This window comes from Jiangella asiatica (assembly GCF_004349065.1).
Lineage (GTDB): Bacteria > Actinomycetota > Actinomycetes > Jiangellales > Jiangellaceae > Jiangella > Jiangella asiatica.
Genome location: NZ_SMKZ01000004.1, coordinates 120,897 through 146,435, shown reverse-complemented (window position 1 = coordinate 146,435; position 25,539 = coordinate 120,897). Strand labels below are relative to the sequence as shown.

The following is a 25,539-nucleotide window of genomic DNA, read 5'->3' as shown; positions in this document are numbered from 1 at the left end:
TTTGATAGGATGACCGGCATGTCTGACTCCGTGGGTCTACGCGAGCGCAAGAAGGCCGCCACCCGCGCGGCCCTGAGCGCCGCGGCCAACCGGCTGGCCATCGAGCACGGGGTCGACCACGTGACGGTGGAGGCCATCGCCGCCGCCGCCGACGTCTCGCCGCGGACGTTCCACAACTACTTCTCCAGCCGCGAGGAGGCCATCGTCGCCGGCGTCGTCGACTGGGCGAACGCGCTCACCGACAAGCTGCGCGACCGTCCGGCCGACGAGCCCATCTGGGACGCGCTGCTGGCCGTCCTGCTGGACTCGGTCGACGACCGGCCGGAGGCAAAGGCGCGGTGGAAGGCCCAGTCGGAAATGATCATGGCCAACCCGTCGGTGGTGGCCAGCCAGCTCGCCGCCCTCGACGGCATGCGCCGGCGGGTGGCCGAGGTGGTCGCCGAGCGCACCGGCACCGACCCCGACCGTGACCTGTACCCACGCCTGACCGGTGGCTCGGCCGCCCAGGCGCTCAAGGCCGCGCTGGACCTGTGGATCTCCGGCAAGACCGACCGGGGCATCAAGGAGCTGATCGTCGAGGCGTTCGAGCTGCTCCGCGCCGGGCTGCCGGAGCCGTCTCAGTCCCGCTGAGCCAGCGCGTAGTGGCAGGCCACGTCGCTGTCTTCGCCACCGCCGAGGATCGCCAGGTCCTCGCCGCGGCATCGCTCGCCCACACCGGCCTCGTCCGCGGCACCCGACGCGAGCACCTGGCAGCGGACGTGGAAGCGGCAGCCGCCGGGGACGCGCGTCGGGTCCGGCGGCTCGCCCCGGAGCACGACCGGCTCGCCGGGAGCTTCCGGCAGCACCGACAGCAGCGCCTGGGTGTACGGGTGCTCCGGCGCGGTGAGGATCTTCTCCACTGGCCCGGTCTCGACGATCCGCCCGAGGTACATGACGGCGACCCGGTCGGCAATGTTCCACGCCAGCCCGAGGTCGTGAGTGACCACGAGCGCCGCCAGCCCGAGCTCGTCGCGCAGCCGCAGCAGCAGCGCGAGGATCTCGCCGCGAACCGACGCGTCCAGCGAGGCGACTGGCTCGTCGGCGACGATCACCTGCGGGTCGAGGATCAGCGCGCCGGCGATGACCACGCGCTGCCGCTGGCCGCCGGATAGCTCGTGCGGGAAGCGCAGGAAGAAGCGCTCCGGCGGCCGCAGCCCGGCCCGCGACAGCGCGTCGGCGACCCGGTCGCGCTCGTCGGTCACGTCGCCGTGGACGCGCAGGCCCTCGGCGACGGCGTCGTAGACGGTGTGCCGAGGGTTCAGCGAGCCGCTGGGGTCCTGCAGCACCAGCTGGACCGCGCGCCGGTACGCCTTGAGCGCCCGGCTCGTGTACGCCAGGGGAGTCCCGCGGTGCAGCACCTGGCCCGCCGTCGGCCGCTCCAGGCCGAGCAGCGTGCGCGCGAGTGTCGTCTTGCCGCACCCGGACTCGCCGACCAGCGCGACGATCTCGCCCTCCGCCACGTCGAGGTTGACGCCGTCGACGGCGCGCGCCCGGCCACCACCTCGCCGGGCCTCGAACTCCACGCGCACCTCCCGCGCGGCCAGGATCGCAGTCGTCACGCGGGCTCCTTCTGTACAAGCGAGAGTCCCTGGTCGGGCAGGACGTGGACGCAGGCCGCGCGGGCACCGTCGCCGGCCGGCCACAGCTGCGGGTCGATCCGGTCGCAGTAGTCCAGCCGGACCGGGCAGCGCGGGTGGAACGTGCAGCCGGCGGGGAGGTCGGCGGGATCCGGTGGGTCGCCGGCGAGGCCGCGCGGGCTGCGCCGCGACGACGGGTCACCGATGGTCGGGAACGCGGCGGCCAGCGCCGCGCCGTAGGGGTGCCGGGCCGCGCGGAACACCTCGGCGGCAGGCCCCTCCTCGACGATTCGTCCCGCGTACATGATGGCCAGCCGGTCGCAGGTGTCGGCGAGCACCGACAGGTCGTGGCTGATCATGACCAGGCTGATGCCGTTCTCCGCCACCAGCGACTCGATGAGCTTCAGGATCTGCGCCTGGATCATGACGTCCAGCGCCGTCGTCGGCTCGTCGGCGATGATCAACGACGGGTCGCAGGCCAGCGCCATCGCGATCATGACCCGCTGCCGCTGCCCGCCGGAGAGCTCGTGCGGGTACGCGTCGGCGCGCCGGGCCGGCAGCCCGACGTGCTCGAGCAGCTCGCCCACCCGCCGCCGGGCGGCGGCCTCGCCGACCTTCGAGTGCAGCAGGATCGGCTCGGCGATCTGGCTGCCGATGCGCTGTACGGCGTTGAGCGAGTGCATCGCGCCCTGGAAGACGATCGAGGCGCCGGCCCAGCGGACCGCCCGCAGCCGCCCCCACGACATCGTCAGCACGTCCTCGCCGTCGAACATGATGCTGCCGGTCATCCGGGCGGTCTTGGGCAGCAGCCGCAGCAGCGCCAGCGCCATGGTCGACTTGCCGCAGCCGGACTCGCCGGCCAGGCCCAGCTTCTGCCCGGCACCGAGGCTCAGGTCGATCCCGCGGACGGCGGGTACGTCGCCGCCGGCCGTCCGGTAGGTCACCGTCAGGTCCGAGATTGCGAGCACGCTCACGACTGACGCTCCCTCAGCTTCGGGTTCAGCACGCCCTCGATGGCCCGCCCGCACAGCGTGAACGCCAGCACCACCAGCACGATCGCGATGCCGGGCGGCAGGATGTACCACCACATGCGGGAGCTGACGGCGCCGACGTCGCGGGCGGCTTGGATGGTTGCCCCCCACGACGCCGTCGTCGGGTCGCCGAGGCCGAGGAAGGCGAACGTGGACTCGATCAGGATGGCCTGGCCGACCATCAGCGTCGTCTGCGCCAGCACGATCGGCATCACGTTGGGAAGTACGTGCCGGCTCATGACATGCCAGTGGCCGCCGCCCAGCGCCCGGGCCCGCTCGATGTAGGGGCGGGCCTCGACGGCGAGTGTCTGCGCGCGCACCAGTCGCGCCGTCGTCGGCCAGGACGTGACGCCGATGGCGACGATGATCGTGGTGAGGCTGCGGCCCATGACGGCGGCCAGCACCACGCCGAGCACCAGCGACGGCATCACCAAGAACCAGTCGGTGACCCGCATCAGCACCATCGACCCCCACCCGCCGAAGTGGCCGGCCAGGATGCCGAAGAGGGTGCCGAAGGCGATGGAGATGAACGTCGCCCAGAACCCGACGGTCAGCGACACCCGCGAGCCCCAGATGAGCAGGTCTATCATCGAGCGGCCGGACCGGTCGGTGCCCAGCGGGAAGTCCCCGCTCGGTCCGTCCAGCGGGCTACCGGGAGGTTGCGTGACGCTCAGTGCGTTGTCGGCCGTGATCACCGGTGCCAGCAGCGCCGTCAGGACGAACAGCGCCAGCACGACCAGGCCGAACAGGCCGGCCCGGTTCTGCCGGTACTGCCGCCAGAATCGGGCGACCGTTCGACGGCGCCTTGCCCAGGCCAGCCGCCGTGGGCCGGCCGCGGCCACCGTCGCCGGCGTTCCGGCGCTCATGGCCGCACCCGCGGGTCCACGACCGGGTACAGCAGGTCGGCCAGCAGGTTCATGAGGATCACCGCCGCGGAGAAGAGGATGAACAACCCCTGCACCAGCGGCAGGTCCGGGACCGCCAGACCGGAGTAGAACAGCTGCCCCAGGCCCGGCCAGGAGAAGATCGTCTCGACCAGGACCGCGCCGAACACCACGAAGCCCAGGTTGACGAAGATCAGCGTGATGGTCGGCAGCAGCGCGTTGGGCACCGCGTGCCGGCGCCGCACGATCACGTCGCGCAGCCCCTTGGCCCGGGCGGTGACGATGTAGTCGCTGCCCATCTCGTCCAGCAGCGACGACCGCATGATCATCAGGTACTGCGCGTACACCACGGCGACCAGCGTGACCAGGGGCAGCACCATGTGATGGGCGATGTCGGGGATGCGTTCCCAGCCGGACACGCCGGTGCTCTCCATGCCGCTGGTGGGGAACCAGCCGGCACCGGAGGCGAAGATCACGATGAGGATCAGGCCGAGCCAGAAGCTCGGCACCGACCACAGGGTCAGCGCCACCCCGGTGTTGACGCGGTCGCCGAGGCTGCCGTGGTTCCACGCGCACCGGACGCCGAGCCACAGCCCCAGCGCCGCGGAGATCACCACGCTGGTGCCGACCAGCAGCACCGTCGGCCACAATCGGTCGCCGATCAGGTCGGTCACCGGGCGGTTGAACTGGAACGAGTCGCCCAGGTCCAGCCGCAGCACGCCGGTCAGGTAGTCGAGGAACTGCTGCGCCAGCGGCTTGTCCAGCCCGAAGTCGCGGCGCAGCTGCTCCTGCTGCTCGATGCTGACCGGGCGGCCGTGCGTCATGGTGCGCACGGGGTCGCCGGGGATGATCCGGAAGAGGAAGAAGCTGGTCAGGATGACGGCGAACAGGGACACCAGCGAGCCGGCCACCTTCTCGCCGTAGTAGCGGAGCCTGCGTCGCACACCGGACCGGTCCCGCATGCTCTGGGCGAGCTGCGGGACCGGCGCGGTCGGGAATGCCGAATCAGCCATCTACTCGCGGTCGTCCGCGGTGGCGCCGCGGCGTCTCAACGCCAGCACCACCAGCGCAATGATCACCAGGGCAGCGGCGGCGATGCCGATGATGAGACCGGTGTTCGAGCCGCCGTCGTCGTCGGAACCGGATCCCTCGGCCGCGCTGTCCTCTTCACCGACCGGGACAGCGGACCACCAGCTCCAGTAGCCGTCCTGGCCGTAGAAGTTGCCGCCGGGGTCCGGTTGCGGGGTCATCTCGGCGATGACGTCGGACCGGTAGGCCTCCAGCTGGTCGGCGTAGCCCCACACCACGAAGATGTTGTCCTCGTAGAGCACCCGCTGCATCTCGTGGACGATCTCGGCGCGGGCGTCGACGTCCAGCTCCGACAGCTGCTGCGCGTACAGCTGGTCGTACTCGTCGTTGCAGTAGTACGCGTCGGACAGGTAAGGCCCGCCCAGCTCCGTCGGCAGCCCGCTGCACAGGTTGATCGACAGGACGTAGTTGGGGTCGGGGTTGACGTTCCAGCCCGTGGTCAGGATCTCGTAGGTGCCCTCGTCCAGCAGCGAGCCGACCTCGGACACCGGTTCGACCAGCAGTTCCATGCCCGCCTCGCGAGCCCACTCGGCCATCATCTCCGCGGCCTGGATGTACTGCGGGTTGTCGCCGTGCACGTTGAACCTGAACGACAGCGGCCGGCCGTCCGGGCCGACCCGGATGCCGTCGCCGCCCGGCGCGTAGCCCGCCTCGTCCAGCAGCCGGTTGGCCTCGTCGATGTCGAAGGCCGTCGCCTCGTCCTCGCTCGGCTCCCAATGGTAGGTGTCGTACCGCGACGGGATGTAGCCGCCGTTGGCCTCGCCGTAGCCACCGTAGGCGACCTCGTAGATCGCGTCCCGGTCGATGGTGTGCACCAGTGCCTCGCGTACGACGGGGTCCTGCAGCGCCGGGTGCCCGTCGCCGAAGGGCGTGCCGTCCTGCAGCCGGGCCCCGGGGTTCAACGTGATGGCCTGGAACCTCTTGCCCTGCGCGTTGCTGACGGTGATGTTCTCCTGGCCGTCCAGGGAGTCGAACTGCGCTGGCGTGAGGTTGAAGACGAAGTCGACCTCGCCGGTGCGCAGCGCCTCCACCTGGGCGTCGGGGTCGTCGATGTAGCGCAGGATCAGCTGGTCGAACTGTGGCGCGCCGCGCCAGTAGTCCGGGTTCGCCTCCAGCGTGATCGACACGTTCGGCTGGTAGTCGGTGAGGATGAACGGCCCGCTCCCGACGATGGGGAACTCCTGGTCGTTGTTGAACTCGCCGAAGTCGGAGATCTCGGACCAGATGTGCTCGGGCAGGATCGGCACGTCGAGGGCGAGCATGGTGACCTGCGGCTCGTTGAGCACGATCTCGACGGTGTGCTCGTCGGTGGCGGTCACGGACGCGAAGTTCTCGACGAAGTTGCCGTTCGCCTCGGCGGCGGCCGGGTCGGTCATCATCGTGTTGAACGTCCAGGCGACGTCCTCCGCGGTGACCGGCTCGCCGTCGGTCCAGGTGGCGTCCTCGCGGAGGTGGTACGTCCAGGTCAGCCCGTCCTCGGACGTCTCCCACTCCTCGGCCAGCGCCGGGATGGTCTCGCCGGTCTCGGGGTCGTAGTTGGTGAGGAAGTCGTACATCCACCGATGCATGTTGGTGGTGATCAGCCGGACCGCCTGGAACGGGCTCAGGGAGTCGACCTCCTGAGCGACGGCGATGGTGATCGATGTCGGCTCGTCGTCGGCCGATGCCATGGGTGTACCGGCGACGATGCCGGTGGCGGCCAGCGCCGCGGCGGCCACACCGGCCGCGAACCTGCCCGGACGGCTGCTGAGCCTGCCCGGCCGGGTCCGGATGACGGATGTCGTCATGCGGGTACCTCGCAATCGGTCGAGGGGTGAACGGTAGAGGTACGTCGTCGGCCCAGGCCCGGCGACCCCCGGAGCGGTGCCGGCGAGGCCGGCTCCGGCGCCTGGCTCGCCCACAGACCATAGACCTGTTGGCCGGTTGGTCTACCACTGGCCCGCCACGACGTCAATGGTCTGGACCTGTCGCGGAGCGAACTGCCTGTGGTCTATGCCTGATTGAGACCAAACTACAGATCTTCCCGTGACCGGGTGCGCTCAACGGACGATGTGATCTCCGGCCGGCCCGGTCGCCGGAAAGACCGCCGGGGGACAATGGGCGCATGCAGAGTCCCCGCGACGTCGTCCTGCTCGGCTCCACCGGCTCCGTCGGCACCCAGGCGGTCGACGTCGCGCTGCGCAACCCGGACCGGGTGCGCGTGGTGGGGCTGGCGGCGGGCGGCTCCGATCCGGCCGCGCTCGCGGCCCAGGCGCTGCGGCTGGGCGTCGAGACCGTCGCCGTCGCGCACGCCGGCGCGGCGGAGGACCTGCTGCTCGCGTTCTACGCCGAGGCGCAGCGACATGGGTACGAGTCGGGGGAGTACCGGGTCCCGCGGGTGCTCGCCGGCCCCGACGCCGTCACGGAGCTGGCCACCGCCGAGTGCGACGTCGTACTCAACGGCATCACCGGCTCCATCGGCCTGGCACCCACACTGGCGGCGCTGAAGGCCGGTCGCACGCTCGCGCTGGCCAACAAGGAGTCCCTGATCGCCGGCGGCCAGCTGGTCAAGGCCGCCGCGGCGCCCGGCCAGATCGTCCCGGTCGACAGTGAGCACAGCGCGCTGGCGCAGTGCCTGCGCGGCGGCCGGGCCGGCGAGGTCCGCAAGCTGGTGCTGACCGCGAGCGGCGGTCCGTTCCGCGGCCGCGCCCGTGCCGAGCTCACCGAGGTCACGCCGGAGCAGGCGCTGGCCCACCCGACGTGGTCCATGGGCCCGGTCGTCACCATCAACTCCGCGAACCTGGTCAACAAGGGCCTGGAGCTGATCGAGGCGCACCTGCTGTTCGACGTGGCGTTCGACGCCATCGAGGTGGTGGTGCACCCGCAGTCGATCGTGCACTCGATGGTGGAGTTCATCGACGGCTCCACGCTCGCCCAGGCCAGTCCGCCGGACATGCGCATCCCGATCGCGCTGGCACTGTCGTGGCCGGACCGGCTGGCCGACGCCGCGCCGGCCTGCGACTGGACCACGGCGTCGACCTGGGAGTTCATGCCGCTGGACGACGCGGCGTTCCCCGCGGTGGAGCTCGCCCGGGCCGCCGGCCTGCGCGGCGGGCTCGCGCCGGCCGTCTACAACGCCGCCAACGAGGAGTGCCTGGCCGCGTTCGTCGACGGGCGGCTGCCGTTCCTGGGCATCGTGGACACTATCGCCCGTATCCTTGACGAGTACGGTGGAGGTGACGCGCTGAGCGTCGACGACGTGGTGGCGGCCGAGGGCTGGGCGAGATCCCGGGCCCGCGAGCTCGTCGGATCGGAAGAGGAACGCTGACATGGACCTGCTCGCCGTCGTCGGCATCCTGCTGTTCGCCGTCGGCCTCATGGTCTCCATCGCGCTGCACGAGATCGGGCACCTCGTGCCCGCCAAGCTGTTCGGCATCAAGGTCACCCAGTACATGATCGGGTTCGGCCGCACGGTGTGGTCACGCAGGCGCGGCGAGACCGAGTACGGCTTCAAGGCCGTTCCGCTCGGCGGCTACGTTCGCATGATCGGCATGTTCCCGCCCGAGCCCGGCGGCAACGCCAACGAGCTGCGCCAGTCCAGCACCGGCCTGTTCCAGACCATGGCCCGCGACGCGCGCAACGCCTCGCGCGAGGAGATCGGCCCGGACGACGGGGACCGCGTCTTCTACCGCAAGATTTGGTGGAAGAAGCTCATCGTCATGCTCGGCGGCCCGGCCATGAACATCGTGCTGGCCATCATCCTGGCCGGCGGCGTGCTCATGACGTTCGGCAACCCCGACAAGCCGGTGTACGACCCGGTGGTCAGCGTCGTCAGCGAGTGCGTCGTCCCGGCGTCGCAGGCCGAGGAGGCCGGCGACGACTGCACCGGCTGGCCGGCCGCGCCCGCGGCCGAGGCCGGCATCCTGCCCGGCGACCGCATCCTCGCCGTCGACGGCACCGAGGTGTCCACGTGGCCGGAGGTCTCCGACGCGATCGCCGCGGCCGGGCCGAACACCGTCGACATCGTGGTCCAGCGCGACGGCGCCGAGCGGACGCTGCAGGCCAGCCTCATCCTGGCTGAGCGGCCCGACCCCGACGGCGAGCCCGGCGACGTGCTGGAGACCAGCTTCCTCGGCGTCCAGCCGACGTTCCAGCACTTCGAGCGCGAGGACGTCGCGGGCACGCTGGCGTGGACCGGCGGGTTCATCAGCAACACCGCCGAGGCCATGTCGCGTATCCCGCAGCGCATGGTCGATGTGTGGGACGCCGCGTTCGGCGGTGCCGAGCGCAGTGCGGAGACGCCGGTCAGCATCGTCGGCGCGGGACGCATCGGCGGCGAGATCGCCTCCGCCGACGAGTTCACCGGCGGCCAGCGGGTGGCCACGTTCGTCATGATGCTGGCGTCGTTCAACATGGCGATCGCCCTGTTCAACCTGGTGCCGCTGCTGCCGCTGGACGGCGGGCACGCCGCGGGCGCCATCTGGGAGGCCGTCAAGCGGGCCTTCGCCCGGGTGTTCCGCCGTCCCGAGCCGCAGCCCGTCGACGTCGCCAAGGCGCTGCCGCTCGCCTACGGGGTCGCGGTGGTGCTCATCGGCATGAGCGCGCTGCTGATCTACGCCGACCTGGTCAACCCCGTCCGGCTGCTGGGCTGAGAGGTATAGGAGAGGTTCCACATGAGTGTCGCCCTGGGGATGCCCCAGCTGCCGCCTGCGGTGCTGGCGCCGCGGCGCCCGTCCCGGAAGATCCGCGTCGGCAAGGTCGAGGTCGGCGGTGACGCGCCGGTCAGCGTCCAGTCCATGACGACCACGCCGACCACCGACATCAACGCGACACTGCAGCAGATCGCGGAGCTCACCGCGGCCGGCTGCGACATCGTCCGGGTCGCCGTGCCCAGCGCCGACGACGCCGAGGCGCTGCCCGTCATCGCCAAGAAGTCGCAGATCCCGGTCATCGCCGACATCCACTTCCAGCCCAAGTACGTCTTCGCCGCCATCGACGCCGGCTGCGCGGCGGTGCGGGTCAACCCGGGCAACATCAAGAGGTTCGACGACAAGGTCGGCGAGATCGCCCGAGCCGCCGCCGCCGCCGGCGTCTCCCTGCGCATCGGCGTCAACGCCGGCTCGCTGGACCCCCGGCTGCTGGCCAAGTACGGCAAGGCCACGCCGGAGGCGCTGGTGGAGTCCGCGGTGTGGGAGGCCTCGCTGTTCGAGGAGCACGACTTCCACGACTTCAAGATCTCGGTGAAGCACAACGACCCCGTCGTCATGGTCCGCGCCTACGAGCTGCTCGCCGAGCGCGGCGACTGGCCGCTGCACCTGGGCGTCACCGAGGCCGGCCCTGCCTTCCAGGGGACGGTGAAGTCGGCGGTCGCGTTCGGCGCGCTGCTGTCCAAGGGCATCGGCGACACCATCCGGGTCTCGTTGTCCGCGCCTCCGGTCGAGGAGGTCAAGGTCGGCAACCAGATCCTGCAGTCGCTCAACCTGCGCCCGCGCAAGCTCGAGATCGTCTCCTGCCCGTCGTGCGGCCGCGCCCAGGTCGACGTCTACACCCTCGCCGACCGCGTCACCGCCGGCCTGGAGGGCATGGAGATCCCGCTGCGGGTGGCTGTCATGGGCTGCGTCGTCAACGGCCCGGGTGAGGCCCGCGAGGCCGACCTCGGCGTCGCCTCCGGCAACGGCAAGGGCCAGATCTTCGTGAAGGGCGAGGTGATCAAGACCGTGCCGGAGTCGGAGATCGTCGAGACCCTCATCGAGGAGGCGATGCGCATCGCCGAGACGATGGAGCCGTCCGAGTCCGACGCCGGGCCGACCGTCACGGTCGGGTGACAGCGGGCGTTCTCGGCCTGACAGAACGGCCGGGTGCTGCTTCACTAGCAGCTTGAGGGGGTTGCCGGCCCCCGGGCTGTCGGGGGAGGAGGGACGACGTGCTCGGTACGTCGACGGCGGTGCGGCCGCTGAGCCAGGCCGACCTCGACCAGGTCGTCACCGTTCTCGATCGCGCACCCCAGCTCGACGTCTTCGTCGGTTCCCGGGTGCACGCCTCCGGCCTGGCCCCGTCGCGGCTGGCCGGTGAGCTGTGGGGGTACTTCGAGGAGGAGCGGCTGCGCTCCATGTGCTACTCCGGTGCCAACCTGGTGCCGGTGGGCGCCACCGCACCGGCGGCGCGCACCTTCGCCGACCTCGCGCTGCGCCGCGGGCGCCGCTGCTCCTCGATCGTCGGGCCGGCCGATGCCGTGCTGACCATGTGGGACCTCCTGCGCCCGGAGTGGGGCCCGGCCCGCGAGGTGCGTGCCTGCCAGCCGGTGATGGCGCTGGCGACGGCGCCGGCGGTCGCGCCGGACCCGCTGGTGCGACGGGTCCGCCCGGACGAGCTCGACCAGCTGCTGCCCGCCGCGATCGCCATGTTCACCGAGGAGGTCGGCGTCTCACCGAACGGCACCGACGGCGGCGTGTACTACCGGGCCCGGCTCAGCGAGCTGGTCCGGGCCGGGCGGGCGTTCGCGCGGTTCGAGGACGGCGAGATCGTCTTCAAGGCCGAGGTGGGCGCGGTGACGCCGCACGCCTGCCAGGTCCAGGGCGTCTGGGTCCGGCCGGACCGCCGCGGCGAGGGCCTGTCGGTGGGCGGGATGGCCGCCGTCGCGGGCTTCGCCCTGCGCGAGATCGCACCGACCGTGTCGCTGTACGTCAACGACTTCAACACCGCCGCCCGTGGTGCCTACCGCAGGGTCGGCTTCACCGAGGTGGGCCGGTTCGCCACGGTCATGTTCTGAGACGATATCGCTCGATGGCTGGCACAATGCCGGCGCGGCCGCGCAGACTTGGGCGCGATGACCGATCACAGCCGCCGGCGCGTCCACACCGTCGCCGCGCTCGCCACCGCCGTCCTGGCCGCACTCGCCGGGTGCGGCGGCGACGACGATCCGAGCGCGGCGCTGTCCCCGACGCCGTCCACCAGCGGCACTCCGACGCCGACCCCGACGCCCACGCCGACGCCGCAGCCGCGTGAGTTCACGCTGGTCGCCACCGGTGACGTGCTCCTGCACGAGCGGCTGTGGGCGCAGGCCGAGCGCGACGCCGGGTCGGGGGAGCAGCTGGACTTCGCACCGCAGCTGGCGAACATCGCGCCGATCGTCACCGCCGCCGGGCTGGCCGTCTGCCACCTCGAGGTGCCGCTGGCCCCGGCCGGCGGGCCGTACGAGGGCTACCCGATGTTCTCCGGCCCGCCACAGGTGGCGACCGCGCTGGCCGACACCGGCTACGACGCCTGCACGACCGCGTCGAACCACACCTACGACCAGGGCGCGGCCGGCGTCGACCGCACCCTCGACACCCTCGACGCGGCCGGGCTCGCCCACGCCGGGTCGGCCCGCACGCCCGCGGAGGCTGAGCAGCTCACCGTCGTCGACGTCGCCACGGCGGCCGGGCCGGTCGCCGTCGCGCTGCTGTCCTACACGTTCGGGTTCAACGGCATCCCGGCGCCGGACGGCGAGACCTGGCGGGGCAACGAGATCGACCGGGGGCGCATCCTCGCCGACGCCGCCCGGGCACGAGCCGAGGGCGCCGAGGTCGTCGTCGTCGCGATGCACTGGGGCGACGAGTACGTCCACGAGCCCAACCAGCAGCAGAGCGCGCTGGCGCCGGACCTCATCGCCTCGCCCGACATCGACCTGCTGCTCGGCCACCACGCCCACGTCGTCCAGCCGCTGGAGAACATCGGCGGCGAGTGGGTCGTGTACGGCATGGGCAACCTCATGGCCAACCACGCCGAGCCGGAGGGACCGAAGGCGGAAGGCCTGCTGACCCGGTTCACCTTCGCCGAGGACCCCGCGACCGGCGGCTTCGCCGTCACCGGCGCTGAGTACCTGCCGCTGTACCAGACCTATGAGCCGCCGGTGGAGGTGCTCGACGTGCCGGCGGCCCTGGCGAGCGGCGACACCGGGACGGCGACGGCTGCCAGGCTCCAGGAGGCACTGGATCGCACCAGCGAGGTCGTCGGGAGCCGGGGCGCGGCCGCCGCCGGGCTGACGTTGCTGGAATCCCCGTGACCGGCCGCTGAGCCGGCGGTTATCCTCGTCCTTCGTTACTACCGCCTCGCGAGCCGGTTGGAGCTCTCCGTGATCCTGCGCATGTCGACGTTGTTCCTGCGAACCCTGCGCGACGACCCGGTCGACGCCGAGGTGCCGAGCCACAAGCTGCTCGTTCGCGCCGGGTACGTCCGTCGCGCCGCACCCGGCATCTACTCCTGGCTGCCGCTGGGCTACACCGTGCTGCGCAACGTCGAGAAGATCGTGCGCGAGGAGATGGACGCCATCGGCGCGCAGGAGGTCCACTTCCCGGCGCTGTTGCCGCGCGAGCCCTACGAGGCCACCAACCGATGGGAGGAGTACGGCGACAACATCTTCCGGCTCCAGGACCGCAAGGGCGGCGACTACCTGCTCGGGCCGACGCACGAGGAGATGTTCACGCTGCTGGTGAAGGACCTGTACTCGTCGTACAAGGACCTGCCGCTGTCGCTGTATCAGATCCAGACGAAGTACCGCGACGAGGCCCGGCCGCGCGCCGGCATCCTGCGCGGCCGCGAGTTCGTCATGAAGGACTCGTACTCCTTCGACGTCTCCGACGAGGCGTTCATGAAGTCCTACCTCGCCCACCGCGGCGCCTACATCAAGATCTTCGACCGGCTCGGCCTCGAGTACGTCATCGTCAAGGCCACCTCCGGCGCCATGGGCGGCTCGGCCAGCGAGGAGTTCCTGGTCACGGCCGTGAACGGCGAGGACACCTACGTCCGCTCGCCCGGCGGCTACGCGGCCAACGTCGAGGCCGTGACGACTCCCGTGCCGCCGCCGGTGGCCTACGACGACGTGCCCGCCGCCCACGCCGAGGACACGCCGGACACGCCGACCATCGAGACCCTCGTCGACCACCTCAACGCGCACTTCCCACGCGACGACCGGCGCTGGCAGGCCGGCGACACGTTGAAGAACGTACTGGTCGTCGTGCGCCATCCAGATGGCTCGCGGGAACCATTGGCGATCGGCCTACCAGGCGACCGCGAGGTCGACGAGAAGCGGCTGCAGGCGCAGGTCGAGCCGGCCGTCGTCGAACCGTTCACCGAGGCCGATTTCGCGGCCCACCCGGCGCTGGTCCGCGGCTACATCGGCCCGGGCGTGCTGGGGGAGAAGAACCCCTCCGGTATCCGGTACCTCGTCGACCCGCGCGTGGTCGAGGGCACCCGCTGGGTCACCGGCGCCGACGAGCCCGGCCGGCACGTCATCGACCTGGTGGCCGGGCGCGACTTCACCCCGGACGGCACCATCGAGGCCGCCGAGGTCCGCGCCGGCGACCCCGCACCCGACGGGTCCGGCCCGCTGGAGACGGCGCGCGGGATCGAGATGGGGCACATCTTCCAGCTCGGCCGCACGTACGCCGAGGCGCTGGGCCTGCAGGTCCTGGACGAGAACGGCAAGCTCGTCCCGGTCACCATGGGCTCCTACGGGGTCGGCGTGTCCCGCGCGGTGGCGGCGATCGTCGAGAACTCCCACGACGACGCCGGCATCATCTGGCCGCGCGAGGTCGCGCCGGCCGACGTCCACCTGGTCGCCACCGGCAAGGACGACGCCGTGTTCGAGGCCGCCGACCGGCTGGCCGGCGAGCTCGACGCGGCCGGGGTCCGGGTGCTGTACGACGACCGCCGCGGCGTCAGCCCCGGCGTGAAGTTCAAGGACTCCGAGTTGATCGGGGTGCCGACCATCGTCGTCGTCGGACGTGGCCTGGCCGACGGCGTCGTCGAGGTCAAGGACCGCACGACCGGTGAGCGCGAGAACGTCGCGGTGGCCGACGCGGCGTCGCATCTGGCCCGGCTGGTCGTGCCGTAGAATCTCGCTCGTGCATCGGTTGTTCCTGGTCACCCCGCCCCCCGCTCTCTAGCGGGGCGCGCGTTTCAGCGCGCCGGCCCGCCCTGTCGAGGGCGGCCGGCTTTGTCGTCGTGTCCCGCTCCCGCGCGTCATGTCGGCACTCGTCGCTGGAGCTGATCCGTGGAACACACCCGAACCATCGAACCGTCCGCGCCTGTCCTCTCGCGGACCCATCTGCTGGCCGTCATCGGTGCCGGCCTGCTGTGGGGGACCGGCGGGCTCTGCGGCGCCCTGATCATCGACCGCACCGGCCTCGCGCCGCTCGGCGTCGCCGCGTACCGTCTGGCGATCGGCGGCGGGCTGGTGGTCGGCTGGCTGCTGCTCACCGGCCGGCTGCACCGCCTGCGCCTGCACGGCCGCGGCGCGCGCCGGCTGGTCGCGCTGGGTCTGCTCGCCGCTATGTACCAGAGCTGCTACTTCGCCGCGGTCTCGCTGACCTCGGTGAGCCTGGCCACCCTGATCACGCTCGGGTCGTCGCCGGTGCTCGTCGTGGCCGCGGAGGGACTGTTGGGTCGGCAGCGACCGGACGCGCGGACCGGGGTGGCGGTCACGACCGCCGTCGCCGGACTGGCACTGCTGGTCGGCACGCCGGCGGCCGGCGACCCGGCGGCGGTGCTGGCCGGCACCGCGTGCGCGCTGGGCTCGGCGGCCGGCTTCGCGACCATCACCATGCTCGGCGCCCGTCCCGTCGACGACCTCGGCCCGCTGCCGACCGCCGGCCTGTCGTTCTGCGTCGGCGGTCTGGTGCTGCTGCCGCTGGCCGCGGTGACCGGCGGCGTCGCCGTCGACCTCGAACCGTCGACGCTGGGCCTGCTGGTCTTCCTGGGGCTAGCGCCGACGGCGCTGGCGTACGGCCTGTTCTTCACCGGGCTCCGCTCGGTCGCTACCGGGTCCGCGGCGCTGATCGCGCTGCTGGAGCCGTTGACGGCGGCCGTGCTCGGTGTCGTCGTCCTGGACGAGCGGCTGGGTGCCGGGGGCCTGGCCGGTGCGGTCTTGATCGGCGTTGCCGTGCTGCTGACGTCGCTGCGGCGGAGCCGACCCACCACGACCGCCGACGACGGGGTCAGCCCACTCGGCCGTCCAGGCCGGGGAACGCGACCGGGGCCGCACCCCACGTCAGCGCGTCGACGGCGGCCGTGACGACGCCGCGGGCGGCCAGCTCGCGCAGCTCCGGCGTCGCCGCGGCCGCCACCAGGTCGGCGTAGAGGCCCGCGAGCCGCTGCTCCATGGTGGCCGCCAGCCGCCGGGCACCGGACTCGTCGCTCACCGGCTCCGGCAGCGCGTACCCGGGCTCGGCGGCCACGGGTTCCGCACCGGCCGCGCGCAGCTGTGCGGCCAGCGCCTCGCGGCGGTCCCGGTGCGCGGCCAGCGCGCGGCGGGCCGGGACGCCGTCGTCGGGCAGGTGGGCGCCGACGACGCCGTAGCCGTACACGCAGGCGTGCTCGCCGGCCAGTGCGGCCTGAGCGGCTTCGACCGAGGCGTCGACGGTGCTCATGACGCGAGCACCACCCCGTGCCCGGCCTCGGCCGCGGCGATCGCGGCCAGCACCGCCGCCAGCCGCGGGCCCGCTGCGGCCAGGCAGTCCGTCAACCGGGCGTCGCCGGCGGCACGCTCGGCCTCGACGACGGCGGCCAGAGCGGCCGCGGGGTCGGCCGGGACCTCCGGAGCGGCCGGCGCGGTGTCGTCGCGGGCGCCGAACGGCAGCGGCCCGTCGTCACGCAGCGCCGCGAGGTGCTCGTCGTGATGCGCGGTCAGCGGCGCCAGCCGCTCGGCGAGCCCTGGATGGGCGGCGACCGTGGCGGCGTGCAGGGCCAGCAGCGCCTGCTCGCCGTCGGCCGCGCTCCAGCGGACCTTCACGTCCGCGTCCAGCTCGGCACGGGCCCCGGGCGCGGCCTTGGGGCGGGGGTCGGCGGAACAGCCGGTCAGCGCCGCGCCGGCCAGCGTCGCCGCGACAGGAGCACCCAGGAGCGTCACGAGCAGCCGCCTGCGCCGCGCGTCCACCGTCTCGATCACGTGGGACACCGTAACCTGCCCGGCCATCGCTGTAGTCTTGGCTACTCTTGGCGGCAGGGACGTCAAGTAGCAGGACCAGTAGATGAGACAACTCGACATCGAGGAGGGCACGGATGACTTCCGATACCCGTGACCTTCTGCAGCAGGTCATCGAGCCGGTCGTGGTGTCAGAAGGCCTCGACCTGGAGGCTCTCGACCTCACCCAGGCCGGCCGGCGCAGCCGGCTGCGGATCGTCGTCGACGCCGACGGCGGGGTCGACCTCGACCGCTGCGCCGAGGCCTCCCGGCTCATCTCTCGCGCGCTCGACGACTCCGACGTCATGGGCGACAGGCCGTACACCCTCGAGGTGAGCTCACCCGGCGTGTCGCGGCCGTTGACCCTGCCGCGGCACTGGCGGCGGGCCACCGGCCGGCTGGTCAGGGCGGTCCTGCACGAGGGCGGCGACGTCACCGGGCGAGTCGTCTCCGCCGGCGCCGAGACCGCCGTCCTCGAGGTCGACGGCGCCGGCGAGCGCGAGGTCGCCTACGGCGACGTCCGCAAGGCCAAGATCCAGGTCGAGTTCCGCCGTGGCGGCGACGACGACACCGACAGCGACGAGGAGTGACGAGAGACCCGTGGACATCGACCTTTCGCTCCTGAGAGCGCTGGAGCGGGAGAAGGACATCTCCTTCGATCTCGTGGTCGAGGCGACGGAGCGTGCCCTCCTGCTGGCCTACCAGCGCACGGAGAGCCACCAGCCGCGGGCCCGCGTCGAGCTCGACCGCAAGACCGGTCACGTCACCGTCTGGGCCCAGGAGGTGGACGAGGACGGCACCGTCGTGCGCGAGTGGGACGACACTCCCGAGGGCTTCGGCCGGATCGCGGCCACCACGGCCAAGCAGGAGATCCTGCAGCGGCTGCGCGACGCCGAGGACGAGAACACCTTCGGCGACTTCCTCGACCGCGAGGGCGAGATCGTCTCCGGCACCATCCAGCAGGGCCGCGACCCGCGCACCGTCATGGTCAACCTCGGCAAGCTCGAGGCGGTGCTGCCGCCGGCCGAGCAGGTGCCGGGCGAGCGCTACGAGCACGGCAGCCGCATCCGCTGCTACGTCGTCCAGGTGCGCAAGGGGCCGCACGGACCCGTGGTCACGGTGTCGCGGACCCACCCCAACCTGGTCAAGAAGCTCTTCACGCTCGAGGTGCCGGAGATCGCCGACGGCACGGTGCGCATCGCCGGCATCGCGCGCGAGGCCGGGCACCGCACCAAGATCGCGGTCCATTCCACCGTCCCGGGCGTCAACGCCAAGGGCGCCTGCATCGGCCCGATGGGCTCGCGGGTGCGTGCGGTCATGACCGAGCTGCACGGCGAGAAGATCGACATCGTCGACTGGTCCGACGACCCCGCCGAGCTGGTGGCGCACGCGCTGTCGCCGGCCCGGGTGCAGCGCGTTGAGATCGTCGACGAGCAGGCACGATCGGCCCGCGTGACGGTGCCCGACTTCCAGCTGTCCCTGGCCATCGGCCGCGAGGGACAGAACGCCCGGCTGGCCGCCAGGCTGACCGGATGGCGCATCGACATCAGGTCCGATACCGAGCCGGAAACCTCGGATCGGGCCGCCGGTGCTCCCGCGTGACCGTTTCGCTCCCGATAGACGCTAAACTGTTCGAGTGAAAGACCGCGCGCCCGGCCGGTCACCTGTACGCACCTGTATAGGTTGCCGGTCCCGTGCGGTGAAGTCCGAACTGCTCCGCGTCGTCGCGGGCGGTGCCGGTGCACCTGGTGCGCTGGTTCCCGACCACGACGGCCGGCTTCCGGGCCGCGGTGCGTACCTGCACCCGAACCCGGAATGCCTCGACCAAGCCGAGCGACGTCGGGCGTTCTCGCGCGCATTGCGCCGCGAGGGGCCGCTCGACGTCACAGAGCTGCGTCGGCGGCTCGCCGGGCAAGAGGATCGATCCGGACGGCCGAAACGGCCGGCCGGCCAGGCAGAAGGAGACACGACGTGACGCTCACGAGCGCTCGATGAGCACGCAGCGATGAGCACGCGCACCACCTAGCCGGTCCGAGCCGACACGCCCGGGCCGAGAAGGAGAGCAGTGGCAAAGGTCCGGGTACACGAGCTCGCCAAAGAGCTCGGTGTGACGAGCAAGGACGTCCTCGGCAAGCTGGGCGACCTCGGAGAGTACGTCAAGTCGGCATCGTCGACCGTCGAGGCTCCCGTCGTCCGCAGGTTGCGGGAGGCGTTCGCCAACCAAGCATCCACCAGGCCCACCAAGCGTGCGCCTGGTCGACCTGGCGTGTCCGCACGCCCGAGCACGCCGGCAGCGGCACCCGCCGCGCCGACACCGGCCGCACCGGCGGCCGAAACGCAGGCACCGGCCGCACCGGCCGCCGAAACGCAGGCACCGGCCGCACCGGCCGCCGAAACGCAGGCACCGGCCGCACCGGCACGCCCGGCACCGCGCCCGGGTCCGAGCCCGAGTCCGCGTCAGGGTGGTCCCAAGCCCGGCCCGGCGCCGCGTCCGGGGGCACCGAGCCCCGGCCAGCGCCAGGGTGACCAGGGCCAGCGGCCGGCCCAGGGCGCGCCGCGCCCCGGCCAGGAGCGCCCGCGTCAGGGTGCCCCCAAGCCCGGCCCGGCGTCGCGCACGTCCGGTCCGCGTCCGGGCAACAACCCGTTCGGTGGCGAGAGCACCGGCATGGGCCGGCCCCGCCCCGGCGGCGGTCCGCGTCCGGGCAACAACCCGTTCTCGTCCGGTGGTTCCACCGGCATGCAGCGGCCCGGCCAGCGCCGCGACGCCGAAGGGCGCGGTGGGTCCGGTGCGCCGGCGCCGCGTCCGGGCGGTTCGGCCGGTCCCGGCGGTCCTCGGCCCAACCCGGGCATGATGCCGCCGCGGCCGTCCAGCCGTCCCGGTTCCGAGCGTGGCGGCGGTGGCGGTGGCGGCGGCGACCGTGGCGCGCGTCCGAGCCGTGGCGGTCCCGGTGGCGGCGGTGGCCGTCCCGGTGGCGGCGGTGGTCGTCCTGGTGGCGGCGGTGGGTTCGGCGGCCCCGGTGGCGGCGGCCGTCCCGGCGGCGGCGGTGGGTTCGGTGGCGGCGGTGGCCGTCCCGGTCCCGGCGGCCGCGGCCGTGGTGGCACGGCCGGCGCGTTCGGCCGTCCTGGCGGGAAGCCGGCGAAGAGCCGCAAGAGCAAGCGGCAGAAGCGCCAGGAGTACGACAACATGCAGGCGCCCACCATCGGTGGTGTGCGGCTGCCTCGCGGCAACGGCGAAGCCGTCCGGCTGCCTCGCGGCGCGTCCCTGGCCGACTTCGCCGAGCGGATCGACGTCGACCCCGCGCAGCTCGTGCAGGTGCTCTTCGGCCTCGGCGAGATGGTGACGGCCACCCAGTCGGTGGACGAGGACACCTTCAAGCTGCTGGGCGAGGAGCTCGGCTACGACATCCAGATGGTGTCGCCGGAGGACGAGGACCGCGAGCTGCTGGAGTCGTTCGACATCGACTTCGACGCCGAGGAGGGCGGCGACGAGTCGCTGCTGCCCCGGCCGCCGGTGGTCACCGTCATGGGCCACGTCGACCACGGTAAGACGAAGCTCCTGGACGCCATCCGCAAGGAGAACATCGTCGAGTCCGAGGCCGGTGGCATCACCCAGCACATCGGTGCCTACCAGGTGTCCGTCGAGCACGAGGGCCAGCCGCGGGCGATCACGTTCATCGACACCCCGGGTCACGAGGCGTTCACCGCCATGCGTGCCCGTGGTGCCCAGGTGACCGACATCGTCATCCTGGTCGTCGCGGCAGACGACGGCGTGATGCCGCAGACCATCGAGGCGCTGAACCACGCCCAGGCCGCCGGCGTCCCGATCGTCGTCGCGGTCAACAAGATCGACGTCGAGGGTGCCAACCCGGCGAAGATCCGCCAGCAGCTCACCGAGTACAACCTGGTGGCCGAGGAGTACGGCGGCGACACCATGTTCGTCGACGTCGCGGCCAAGCCGGGCATCAACATCGACAAGCTGCTCGAGGCCGTCCTGCTGACCGCCGACGCGGCGCTGGACCTGCGGGCCAATCCGGACATGGCGGCCCGCGGCGTGGCGATCGAGGGTCACCTCGACCGCGGCCGCGGCCCGGTGGCCACCGTCCTGGTGCAGCGAGGCACGCTGCGCCCGGGCGACGCCATCGTCACCGGCCAGTCCTACGGCCGGGTCCGGGCCATGCTCGACGAGTACGGCAAGCCGGTCGAGGAGGCCCAGCCCGCGCGTCCGGTCCTCGTGCTCGGCCTGACCGCGGTGCCCGGTGCCGGCGACAAGTTCCTCGTCGCCGACGACGACCGCACCGCGCGCCAGATCGCCGAGAAGCGCGAGGCGATGGAGCGCAACGCGGCACTGGCCAAGGCGCGCAAGCGGGTCACGCTCGAGAGCTTCATGGCCGAGAGCAAGGTCGAGACGCTGAACCTGATCCTCAAGGGCGACGTGTCCGGCTCGGTCGAAGCGCTCGAGGACGCCCTGCTCAAGATCGACGTGGGCGACGAGGTCAGCCTCAACATCATCCACCGCGGCGTCGGTGCCATCACGGCCAACGACGTCAACCTCGCCTCCATCGACCAGGGCATCATCATCGGCTTCAACGTCCGGCCGCAGAGCCGGACGGTCGAGGACCTGGCCGACCGCGAGGGTGTGGAGATCCGGTACTACTCGGTCATCTACTCGGCGATCGAGGAGATCGAGGCGGCCCTCACGGGCATGCTCAAGCCGGAGTTCGAGGAGGTCCAGCTCGGTACCGCCGAGATCCGCGAGGTGTTCCGTTCGTCCCGCGTCGGCAACATCGCCGGCTGCATGGTCACCAACGGCCTCATCCGGCGCAACGCGTCGGCGCGGCTGGTCCGTGACGGCGTTGTGGTTGGCGAGAGCCTCACTGTCGCGTCCCTGCGGCGCGAGAAGGACGACGTCACGGAGGTCCGCGAAGGGTTCGAGTGCGGTATCAGCCTCGGGAACTTCAACGACATCCAGGTGGGCGACAGCATCGAGACGTACGAGATGAAGGAGAAGCCGCGCGGCTGAGGCTTCCGCCCGCACAGGCAGGGGATGCTTGCCTGTGCGGGCGGGAGAACTCCCTCGTGAGGGCTTCTTGGAGAATCGGTGTTCGTCGGAACGATCACCTTCGACCTTCTGCTGGGTGACGTGCGCTCGCTGAAGCAGAAGCGCGCCTACGTGCGGCCGATCGTGGCCGAGCTCAGGCGGCGGTTCGAGGTCGCCGTCGCCGAGGTGAACCATCAGGACCTGCATCGGCGCGCGGAGATCGGTGTCGCCGTCGTCTCGGCAGAGGAACGCCGGTGCGCCGAGGTCCTGGACGCGGTCGAGCAGCACGTCGCCCGGCGGCCGGAGATCGAGTTGTTGTCCACCGGCCGCCGCATCCACAACGACGAAGACGACCGGTAGTTCAGCCGGTAGATCAGAAGGAGTACGTCCATGGCCGATCCTGCGCGGGCACGCAAGCTGGCCGACCGGATCCGCGAGATCGCGGCCGAGACGCTCGAGCGGCGGGTCAAGGACCCCCGGCTGGGCTTCGTCACGGTCACCGACGCCCGCATCACCGGCGACCTGCGCGACGCGACCGTCTTCTACACCGTCTACGGTGACGAGGAGGAGCGCACCGCCACGGCGGCCGCGCTGGAAAGTGTCAAAGGGCTGGTCCGCTCCGAGGTCGGCCGGCGCACCGGCGTGCGGTTCACGCCCACGCTGGAGTTCGTCGCCGACGCCATTCCGGAGAACGCCGCGAACATCGACGACCTGCTGCGCGCGGCCCGCGAGTCCGACGAACAGGTAGCCCGGGCCGCCGCCGAAGCCCAGTACGCCGGCGACCCCGACCCGTACAAGAAGCCGGCCGAGGACGATGAGGACGACCTCTGACCCCGCTGGCCTGGTCGTCGTCGACAAGCCGACCGGCTGGACCTCGCACGACGTCGTCGCCCGGGTACGCCGGCTGGCCGGGACCCGCAGGGTCGGACACGCCGGCACCCTCGATCCGATGGCCACCGGCGTGCTGGTCGTGGGTGTCGGCAAGGCGACCAGGCTTCTCGGCCACCTCGCGCTGAGCGAGAAGGAGTACGAGGCCACCATCCGGCTGGGCGCGACCACGGTCACCGACGACGCCGAGGGCGAGATCACCGGCGGCGCCGACGCGTCCGCCGTCACCGACGACGCCGTCGCCGCGGCCGTCACGGAGCTGACCGGCCCGATCAAGCAGGTGCCCAGCGCCGTGTCAGCCGTCAAGATCGACGGGGTGCGCTCGTACCGTCGGGTCCGGTCCGGCGAGGACGTCCAGCTGCCCGCCCGCGACGTCGTCGTCAGCCGGTTCGGGGTGATCGCCACGCGGCGCGAGGGCCCGTACACCGACCTCGACGTCCAGGTGGCGTGCTCCAGCGGCACCTACATCCGGGCGCTGGCCCGCGACCTGGGTGCGGCGCTGGGCATCGGCGGGCACCTGACCGCGCTGCGCCGCACCGCCGTCGGCCCGTACCGGCTGGACGTCGCCCGCACGCTGGAGCAGCTGGCCGAGACGTTCTCGCTCATCAGCCTGGCCGACGCGGCCGCGGCCGCGTTCCCGCGGTTCGACGTCGACGCCGAGACGGCCGGCAAGGTCGCGCACGGCATGCCGTTGCCGGCGACGGGGCTCGGGCCGGGCCCGGTGGCGGTGTTCGGCCCGGACGGTACGCTGCTCTCCCTGACCGAGGACCGCGGTTCTCGGGCCAAGCACGTGGCGGTGTTCGTATGACGGATCGGCAGCACGTCAACGAGCGGCTCGAGTCCGAGCTCGGTCTCCTGTGGCGGCGCGTGCGGCGGCTGTCGATCGACCTCGCCCGGCAGGTCGACGCCGGCATCGAGATCTCCTCCTACGGCCTGCTCGGCGCCCTCGCCGATGGCGGCGACCTGCGCGCGGGCGACCTCGCCGATCGCTTCGGCCTGGACAAGTCGACCGTCAGCCGGCAGATCACGCAGCTGGAGACGCACGGTCTCATCCAGCGCGTCCACGACCCGATGGACCGGCGGTCCCGGCTCATCCACGTCACCGGCGAGGGCCTGGCGCTCGTGCGGGAACTGCGCGCGGCGCGCGGCCGCTGGCTCGGCGACGCGCTGGCGGACTGGCCCGACTCCGACGTCGACACGCTGGTCGTACTGCTGGCACGGCTCAACGCGTCGATCACCCCGGAATAAGGGTGTGTGCTGCAACCATTGACTATATAGTTGCAGCACGCAACCATCCGAGGTGGTGACGTCGTGGGCCGGGAGGTCTGGGACGAGCTGGTCGAGCGGGGACTCGTGGCCCGCCGTCCCGACGTGCTCTGCGGGCCGGCCGGTGCGACGGCCCGGCCGGGGACCGCGCGCTCGAAACGAAGGGGACGATCACATGAGCACAGCTGCCGACTCGCGGGACGCGGCGCCGGAGGAGGCCGAACCGGCCATGAGCCACCGGCAGGTCCTGGAGGCGATGTCGGGCCTGCTGCTCGCGATGTTCGTCGCCATGCTGTCCGGCACCATCGTGGCCAACGCGCTGCCGCGGATCATCGCCGACCTCGGCGGCAACCAGGACCAGTACACCTGGGTCGTCACCGCGACCCTGCTGGCCGCCACCGCCACCACGCCGATCTGGGGCAAGCTCGCCGACCGCATGAGCAAGAAGCTGTTGGTCCAGCTGTCCATCTCCGTGTTCGCCATCGGGTCGATCCTGGCCGGGTTCTCGCAGAACACCGAGGCGCTCATCGGCTTCCGGGTGCTGCAGGGCCTCGGCCTGGGCGGCCTGCAGGCTCTGGTGCAGATCGTGATGGCCTCGATGGTCAGCCCGCGCGAGCGGGGCCGCTACATGGGCTACTTCGGCGCGGTGATGGCCGTGGCCACGGTCGGCGGACCACTGCTCGGCGGGTTCCTCGTCGACTCCGCTCTGGGCTGGCGCTGGTGCTTCTGGGTGGGCGCGCCGGTCGCCGTCGTCGCCCTCGTGCTGTTGCAGCGCACCCTGCATCTGCCGATCGTCCGCGCCGAGACCAAGATCGACTGGAAGGGCGCGATGCTCATCCCGGGCGGCATCAGCGTGCTGCTCATCTGGGTCACCCTCGCCGGCAAGGACTTCGCCTGGCTGTCCTGGCAGAGCGCCGCGCTCGTGATCGGCGGCCTGCTGCTGATCGTGCTGGCCGTCGTGGTCGAGCGGCGGGTCAGCGACCCCGTCGTGCCGCCGCGGCTGATGCGGCAGCGGACCATGGTGCTCGCCATCATCGCCAGCGTCGCCATCGGCATCGCGATGTTCGGCTCGTCGGTCTTCTTCGGCCAGTACTTCCAGATCGCGCGCGGCTACTCGCCGACGGAGTCCGGCCTGCTCACCCTGCCGATGATCGTGGGCCTGCTGGTCGCCTCCACCCTCACCGGCCAGCTGGTGACCCGGTTCGGGCGGTGGAAGAGGTTCCTGGTCGGCGGCACCGCGCTGATCGTCGTCGGGCTGGCCCTGCTGGCCACGATCGACCACGCCACGTCGCTGGTCCTGATCGGCGTCTACATGGCGATCCTCGGGGCCGGCGTCGGCGCGAGCATGCAGAACCTCGTCCTCGCGGCGCAGAACGGCCTGGACTACCGCGACCTGGGCGCCGGCACGTCGACCGTGACGTTCTTCCGCTCGCTGGGCGGCGCGGCCGGCGTCTCCGTCCTGGGCGCGATCCTGGCCACCCACGTGACCAACCTCATCAGTGACGGGTTGGCGTCCACCCCGGGCGCCGAGGCGGCCACCCAGGACGGCGGGTCGACGTCGCTGGACCTCAGCGGCCTGCCCGGGCCGGTCCGGGTCGTCGTCGAGCAGGCCTACGGTGACGCCACAGCCCTGGTGTTCCTGATCTCGGCGGTCATCGCCCTGGCGGCGTTCGTCGCGGTGCTGTTCATGCGCGAGTCGTCGCTGCGGACGACGGTGGCCGCGCCGGTACCGGCCGACCTGGAGGAGGCACCCGCCCGGGCATAATGTCGGTGGCGGAGCCGTTGCCCTAGGGCGACGGGGCCGCCT

The 25,539-nt window shown here is 72.0% G+C and carries 24 protein-coding genes; 17 read left to right on the top strand and 7 right to left on the bottom strand.

What is annotated here, in order from left to right; all coding sequences use genetic code 11:
• Positions 1-18 precede the first annotated feature (18 nt).
• A complete protein-coding gene (locus tag E1269_RS04945; protein WP_131891973.1) occupies positions 19-630 on the top strand; it encodes an acyl-CoA-like ligand-binding transcription factor in 612 nt (203 codons plus the stop codon).
• On the opposite strand, the gene E1269_RS04940 is transcribed toward E1269_RS04945, so the two are convergent.
• From E1269_RS04940 to E1269_RS04920, 5 genes are read right to left on the bottom strand one after another with little or no spacing between them, the layout of a single operon-like run.
• Positions 618-1,598 (bottom strand): oligopeptide/dipeptide ABC transporter ATP-binding protein, encoded by a 981-nt coding sequence (locus E1269_RS04940; protein WP_131891971.1) that lies wholly within the window; start codon positions 1,596-1,598, stop codon positions 618-620. The genes E1269_RS04945 and E1269_RS04940 overlap by 13 nt on opposite strands.
• Positions 1,595-2,590: an ABC transporter ATP-binding protein gene (locus E1269_RS04935; protein ID WP_203432918.1), complete on the bottom strand. Its 996-nt coding sequence runs from the start codon at positions 2,588-2,590 to the stop codon at positions 1,595-1,597. Before E1269_RS04935 ends, E1269_RS04940 begins: the two co-directional genes overlap by 4 nt.
• A complete protein-coding gene (locus E1269_RS04930) occupies positions 2,587-3,513 on the bottom strand; it encodes an ABC transporter permease (RefSeq protein WP_131891969.1) in 927 nt (308 codons plus the stop codon). The genes E1269_RS04935 and E1269_RS04930 overlap by 4 nt, the downstream gene beginning before the upstream one ends.
• Positions 3,510-4,544 carry an ABC transporter permease gene (locus E1269_RS04925; protein WP_131891967.1) on the bottom strand — a complete coding sequence of 345 codons (1,035 nt, stop codon included), beginning with the start codon at positions 4,542-4,544 and terminating at the stop codon, positions 3,510-3,512. The genes E1269_RS04930 and E1269_RS04925 overlap by 4 nt, the downstream gene beginning before the upstream one ends.
• Entirely contained in the window at positions 4,545-6,407 is a 1,863-nt protein-coding gene (locus tag E1269_RS04920) for an ABC transporter substrate-binding protein (protein WP_131891965.1), read from the bottom strand.
• 317 nt (positions 6,408-6,724) lie between these two features.
• On the opposite strand from E1269_RS04920, the gene dxr reads away from it, so the two are divergent.
• The 7 genes from dxr (at position 6,725) to E1269_RS04885 (ending at position 15,652) form a co-directional block, all read left to right on the top strand.
• The gene (gene dxr / locus E1269_RS04915) at positions 6,725-7,927 is read left to right on the top strand and encodes a 1-deoxy-D-xylulose-5-phosphate reductoisomerase (RefSeq protein ID WP_131891963.1); all 1,203 of its coding nucleotides are present in this window, start codon (positions 6,725-6,727) and stop codon (positions 7,925-7,927) included.
• Between the two features lies 1 nt (position 7,928).
• Positions 7,929-9,251, top strand: coding sequence for a M50 family metallopeptidase (locus E1269_RS04910; protein WP_131891961.1), 1,323 nt, complete (start codon positions 7,929-7,931; stop codon positions 9,249-9,251).
• A 39-nt stretch (positions 9,252-9,290) separates the two neighbouring features.
• On the top strand, positions 9,291-10,424 hold the full coding sequence (gene ispG / locus E1269_RS04905; protein WP_203432942.1) for a flavodoxin-dependent (E)-4-hydroxy-3-methylbut-2-enyl-diphosphate synthase: 1,134 nt from the start codon (positions 9,291-9,293) through the stop codon (positions 10,422-10,424).
• Positions 10,425-10,522: 98 nt separating this feature from the next.
• The gene (locus E1269_RS04900) at positions 10,523-11,368 is read left to right on the top strand and encodes a GNAT family N-acetyltransferase (RefSeq protein ID WP_239000778.1); all 846 of its coding nucleotides are present in this window, start codon (positions 10,523-10,525) and stop codon (positions 11,366-11,368) included.
• 57 nt (positions 11,369-11,425) lie between these two features.
• Positions 11,426-12,643 (top strand): CapA family protein, encoded by a 1,218-nt coding sequence (locus E1269_RS04895; protein WP_131891957.1) that lies wholly within the window; start codon positions 11,426-11,428, stop codon positions 12,641-12,643.
• 69 nt (positions 12,644-12,712) lie between these two features.
• Positions 12,713-14,473, top strand: a complete 1,761-nt coding sequence (locus E1269_RS04890) for a proline--tRNA ligase (RefSeq protein ID WP_131891955.1) — start codon at positions 12,713-12,715, stop codon at positions 14,471-14,473.
• 159 nt (positions 14,474-14,632) lie between these two features.
• Entirely contained in the window at positions 14,633-15,652 is a 1,020-nt protein-coding gene (locus tag E1269_RS04885) for a DMT family transporter (protein WP_203432916.1), read from the top strand.
• Here the strand turns inward: E1269_RS04885 and E1269_RS04880 are convergent.
• Positions 15,576-16,007: a ferritin-like domain-containing protein gene (locus tag E1269_RS04880; protein WP_131891953.1), complete on the bottom strand. Its 432-nt coding sequence runs from the start codon at positions 16,005-16,007 to the stop codon at positions 15,576-15,578. The two genes, E1269_RS04885 and E1269_RS04880, sit on opposite strands and share 77 nt — an antisense overlap.
• Positions 16,004-16,525 (bottom strand): hypothetical protein, encoded by a 522-nt coding sequence (locus tag E1269_RS04875; protein WP_131891951.1) that lies wholly within the window; start codon positions 16,523-16,525, stop codon positions 16,004-16,006. Before E1269_RS04875 ends, E1269_RS04880 begins: the two co-directional genes overlap by 4 nt.
• A 113-nt stretch (positions 16,526-16,638) precedes the next feature.
• On the opposite strand from E1269_RS04875, the gene rimP reads away from it, so the two are divergent.
• From rimP to E1269_RS04830, 9 genes are all read left to right on the top strand, one after another.
• Entirely contained in the window at positions 16,639-17,130 is a 492-nt protein-coding gene (rimP, locus tag E1269_RS04870) for a ribosome maturation factor RimP (RefSeq protein ID WP_131891949.1), read from the top strand.
• Positions 17,131-17,140: 10 nt separating this feature from the next.
• On the top strand, positions 17,141-18,142 hold the full coding sequence (nusA, locus tag E1269_RS04865) for a transcription termination factor NusA (RefSeq protein ID WP_131891947.1): 1,002 nt from the start codon (positions 17,141-17,143) through the stop codon (positions 18,140-18,142).
• A 34-nt stretch (positions 18,143-18,176) separates the two neighbouring features.
• Positions 18,177-18,515, top strand: a complete 339-nt coding sequence (locus tag E1269_RS04860) for a YlxR family protein (protein WP_131891945.1) — start codon at positions 18,177-18,179, stop codon at positions 18,513-18,515.
• A 90-nt stretch (positions 18,516-18,605) separates the two neighbouring features.
• The gene (gene infB / locus E1269_RS33715) at positions 18,606-21,560 is read left to right on the top strand and encodes a translation initiation factor IF-2 (protein ID WP_131891943.1); all 2,955 of its coding nucleotides are present in this window, start codon (positions 18,606-18,608) and stop codon (positions 21,558-21,560) included.
• 78 nt (positions 21,561-21,638) lie between these two features.
• A complete protein-coding gene (locus E1269_RS04850) occupies positions 21,639-21,938 on the top strand; it encodes a DUF503 domain-containing protein (protein ID WP_131891941.1) in 300 nt (99 codons plus the stop codon).
• Between the two features lie 30 nt (positions 21,939-21,968).
• Positions 21,969-22,409 (top strand): 30S ribosome-binding factor RbfA, encoded by a 441-nt coding sequence (rbfA, locus tag E1269_RS04845; protein ID WP_131891939.1) that lies wholly within the window; start codon positions 21,969-21,971, stop codon positions 22,407-22,409.
• Positions 22,393-23,274, top strand: a complete 882-nt coding sequence (truB, locus tag E1269_RS04840) for a tRNA pseudouridine(55) synthase TruB (protein ID WP_131891937.1) — start codon at positions 22,393-22,395, stop codon at positions 23,272-23,274. The genes rbfA and truB overlap by 17 nt, the downstream gene beginning before the upstream one ends.
• The gene (locus E1269_RS04835) at positions 23,271-23,714 is read left to right on the top strand and encodes a MarR family winged helix-turn-helix transcriptional regulator (protein WP_131891935.1); all 444 of its coding nucleotides are present in this window, start codon (positions 23,271-23,273) and stop codon (positions 23,712-23,714) included. The genes truB and E1269_RS04835 overlap by 4 nt, the downstream gene beginning before the upstream one ends.
• Before the next feature lie 193 nt (positions 23,715-23,907).
• Positions 23,908-25,497, top strand: coding sequence for an MFS transporter (locus E1269_RS04830; protein WP_131891933.1), 1,590 nt, complete (start codon positions 23,908-23,910; stop codon positions 25,495-25,497).
• Positions 25,498-25,539 lie beyond the last annotated feature (42 nt).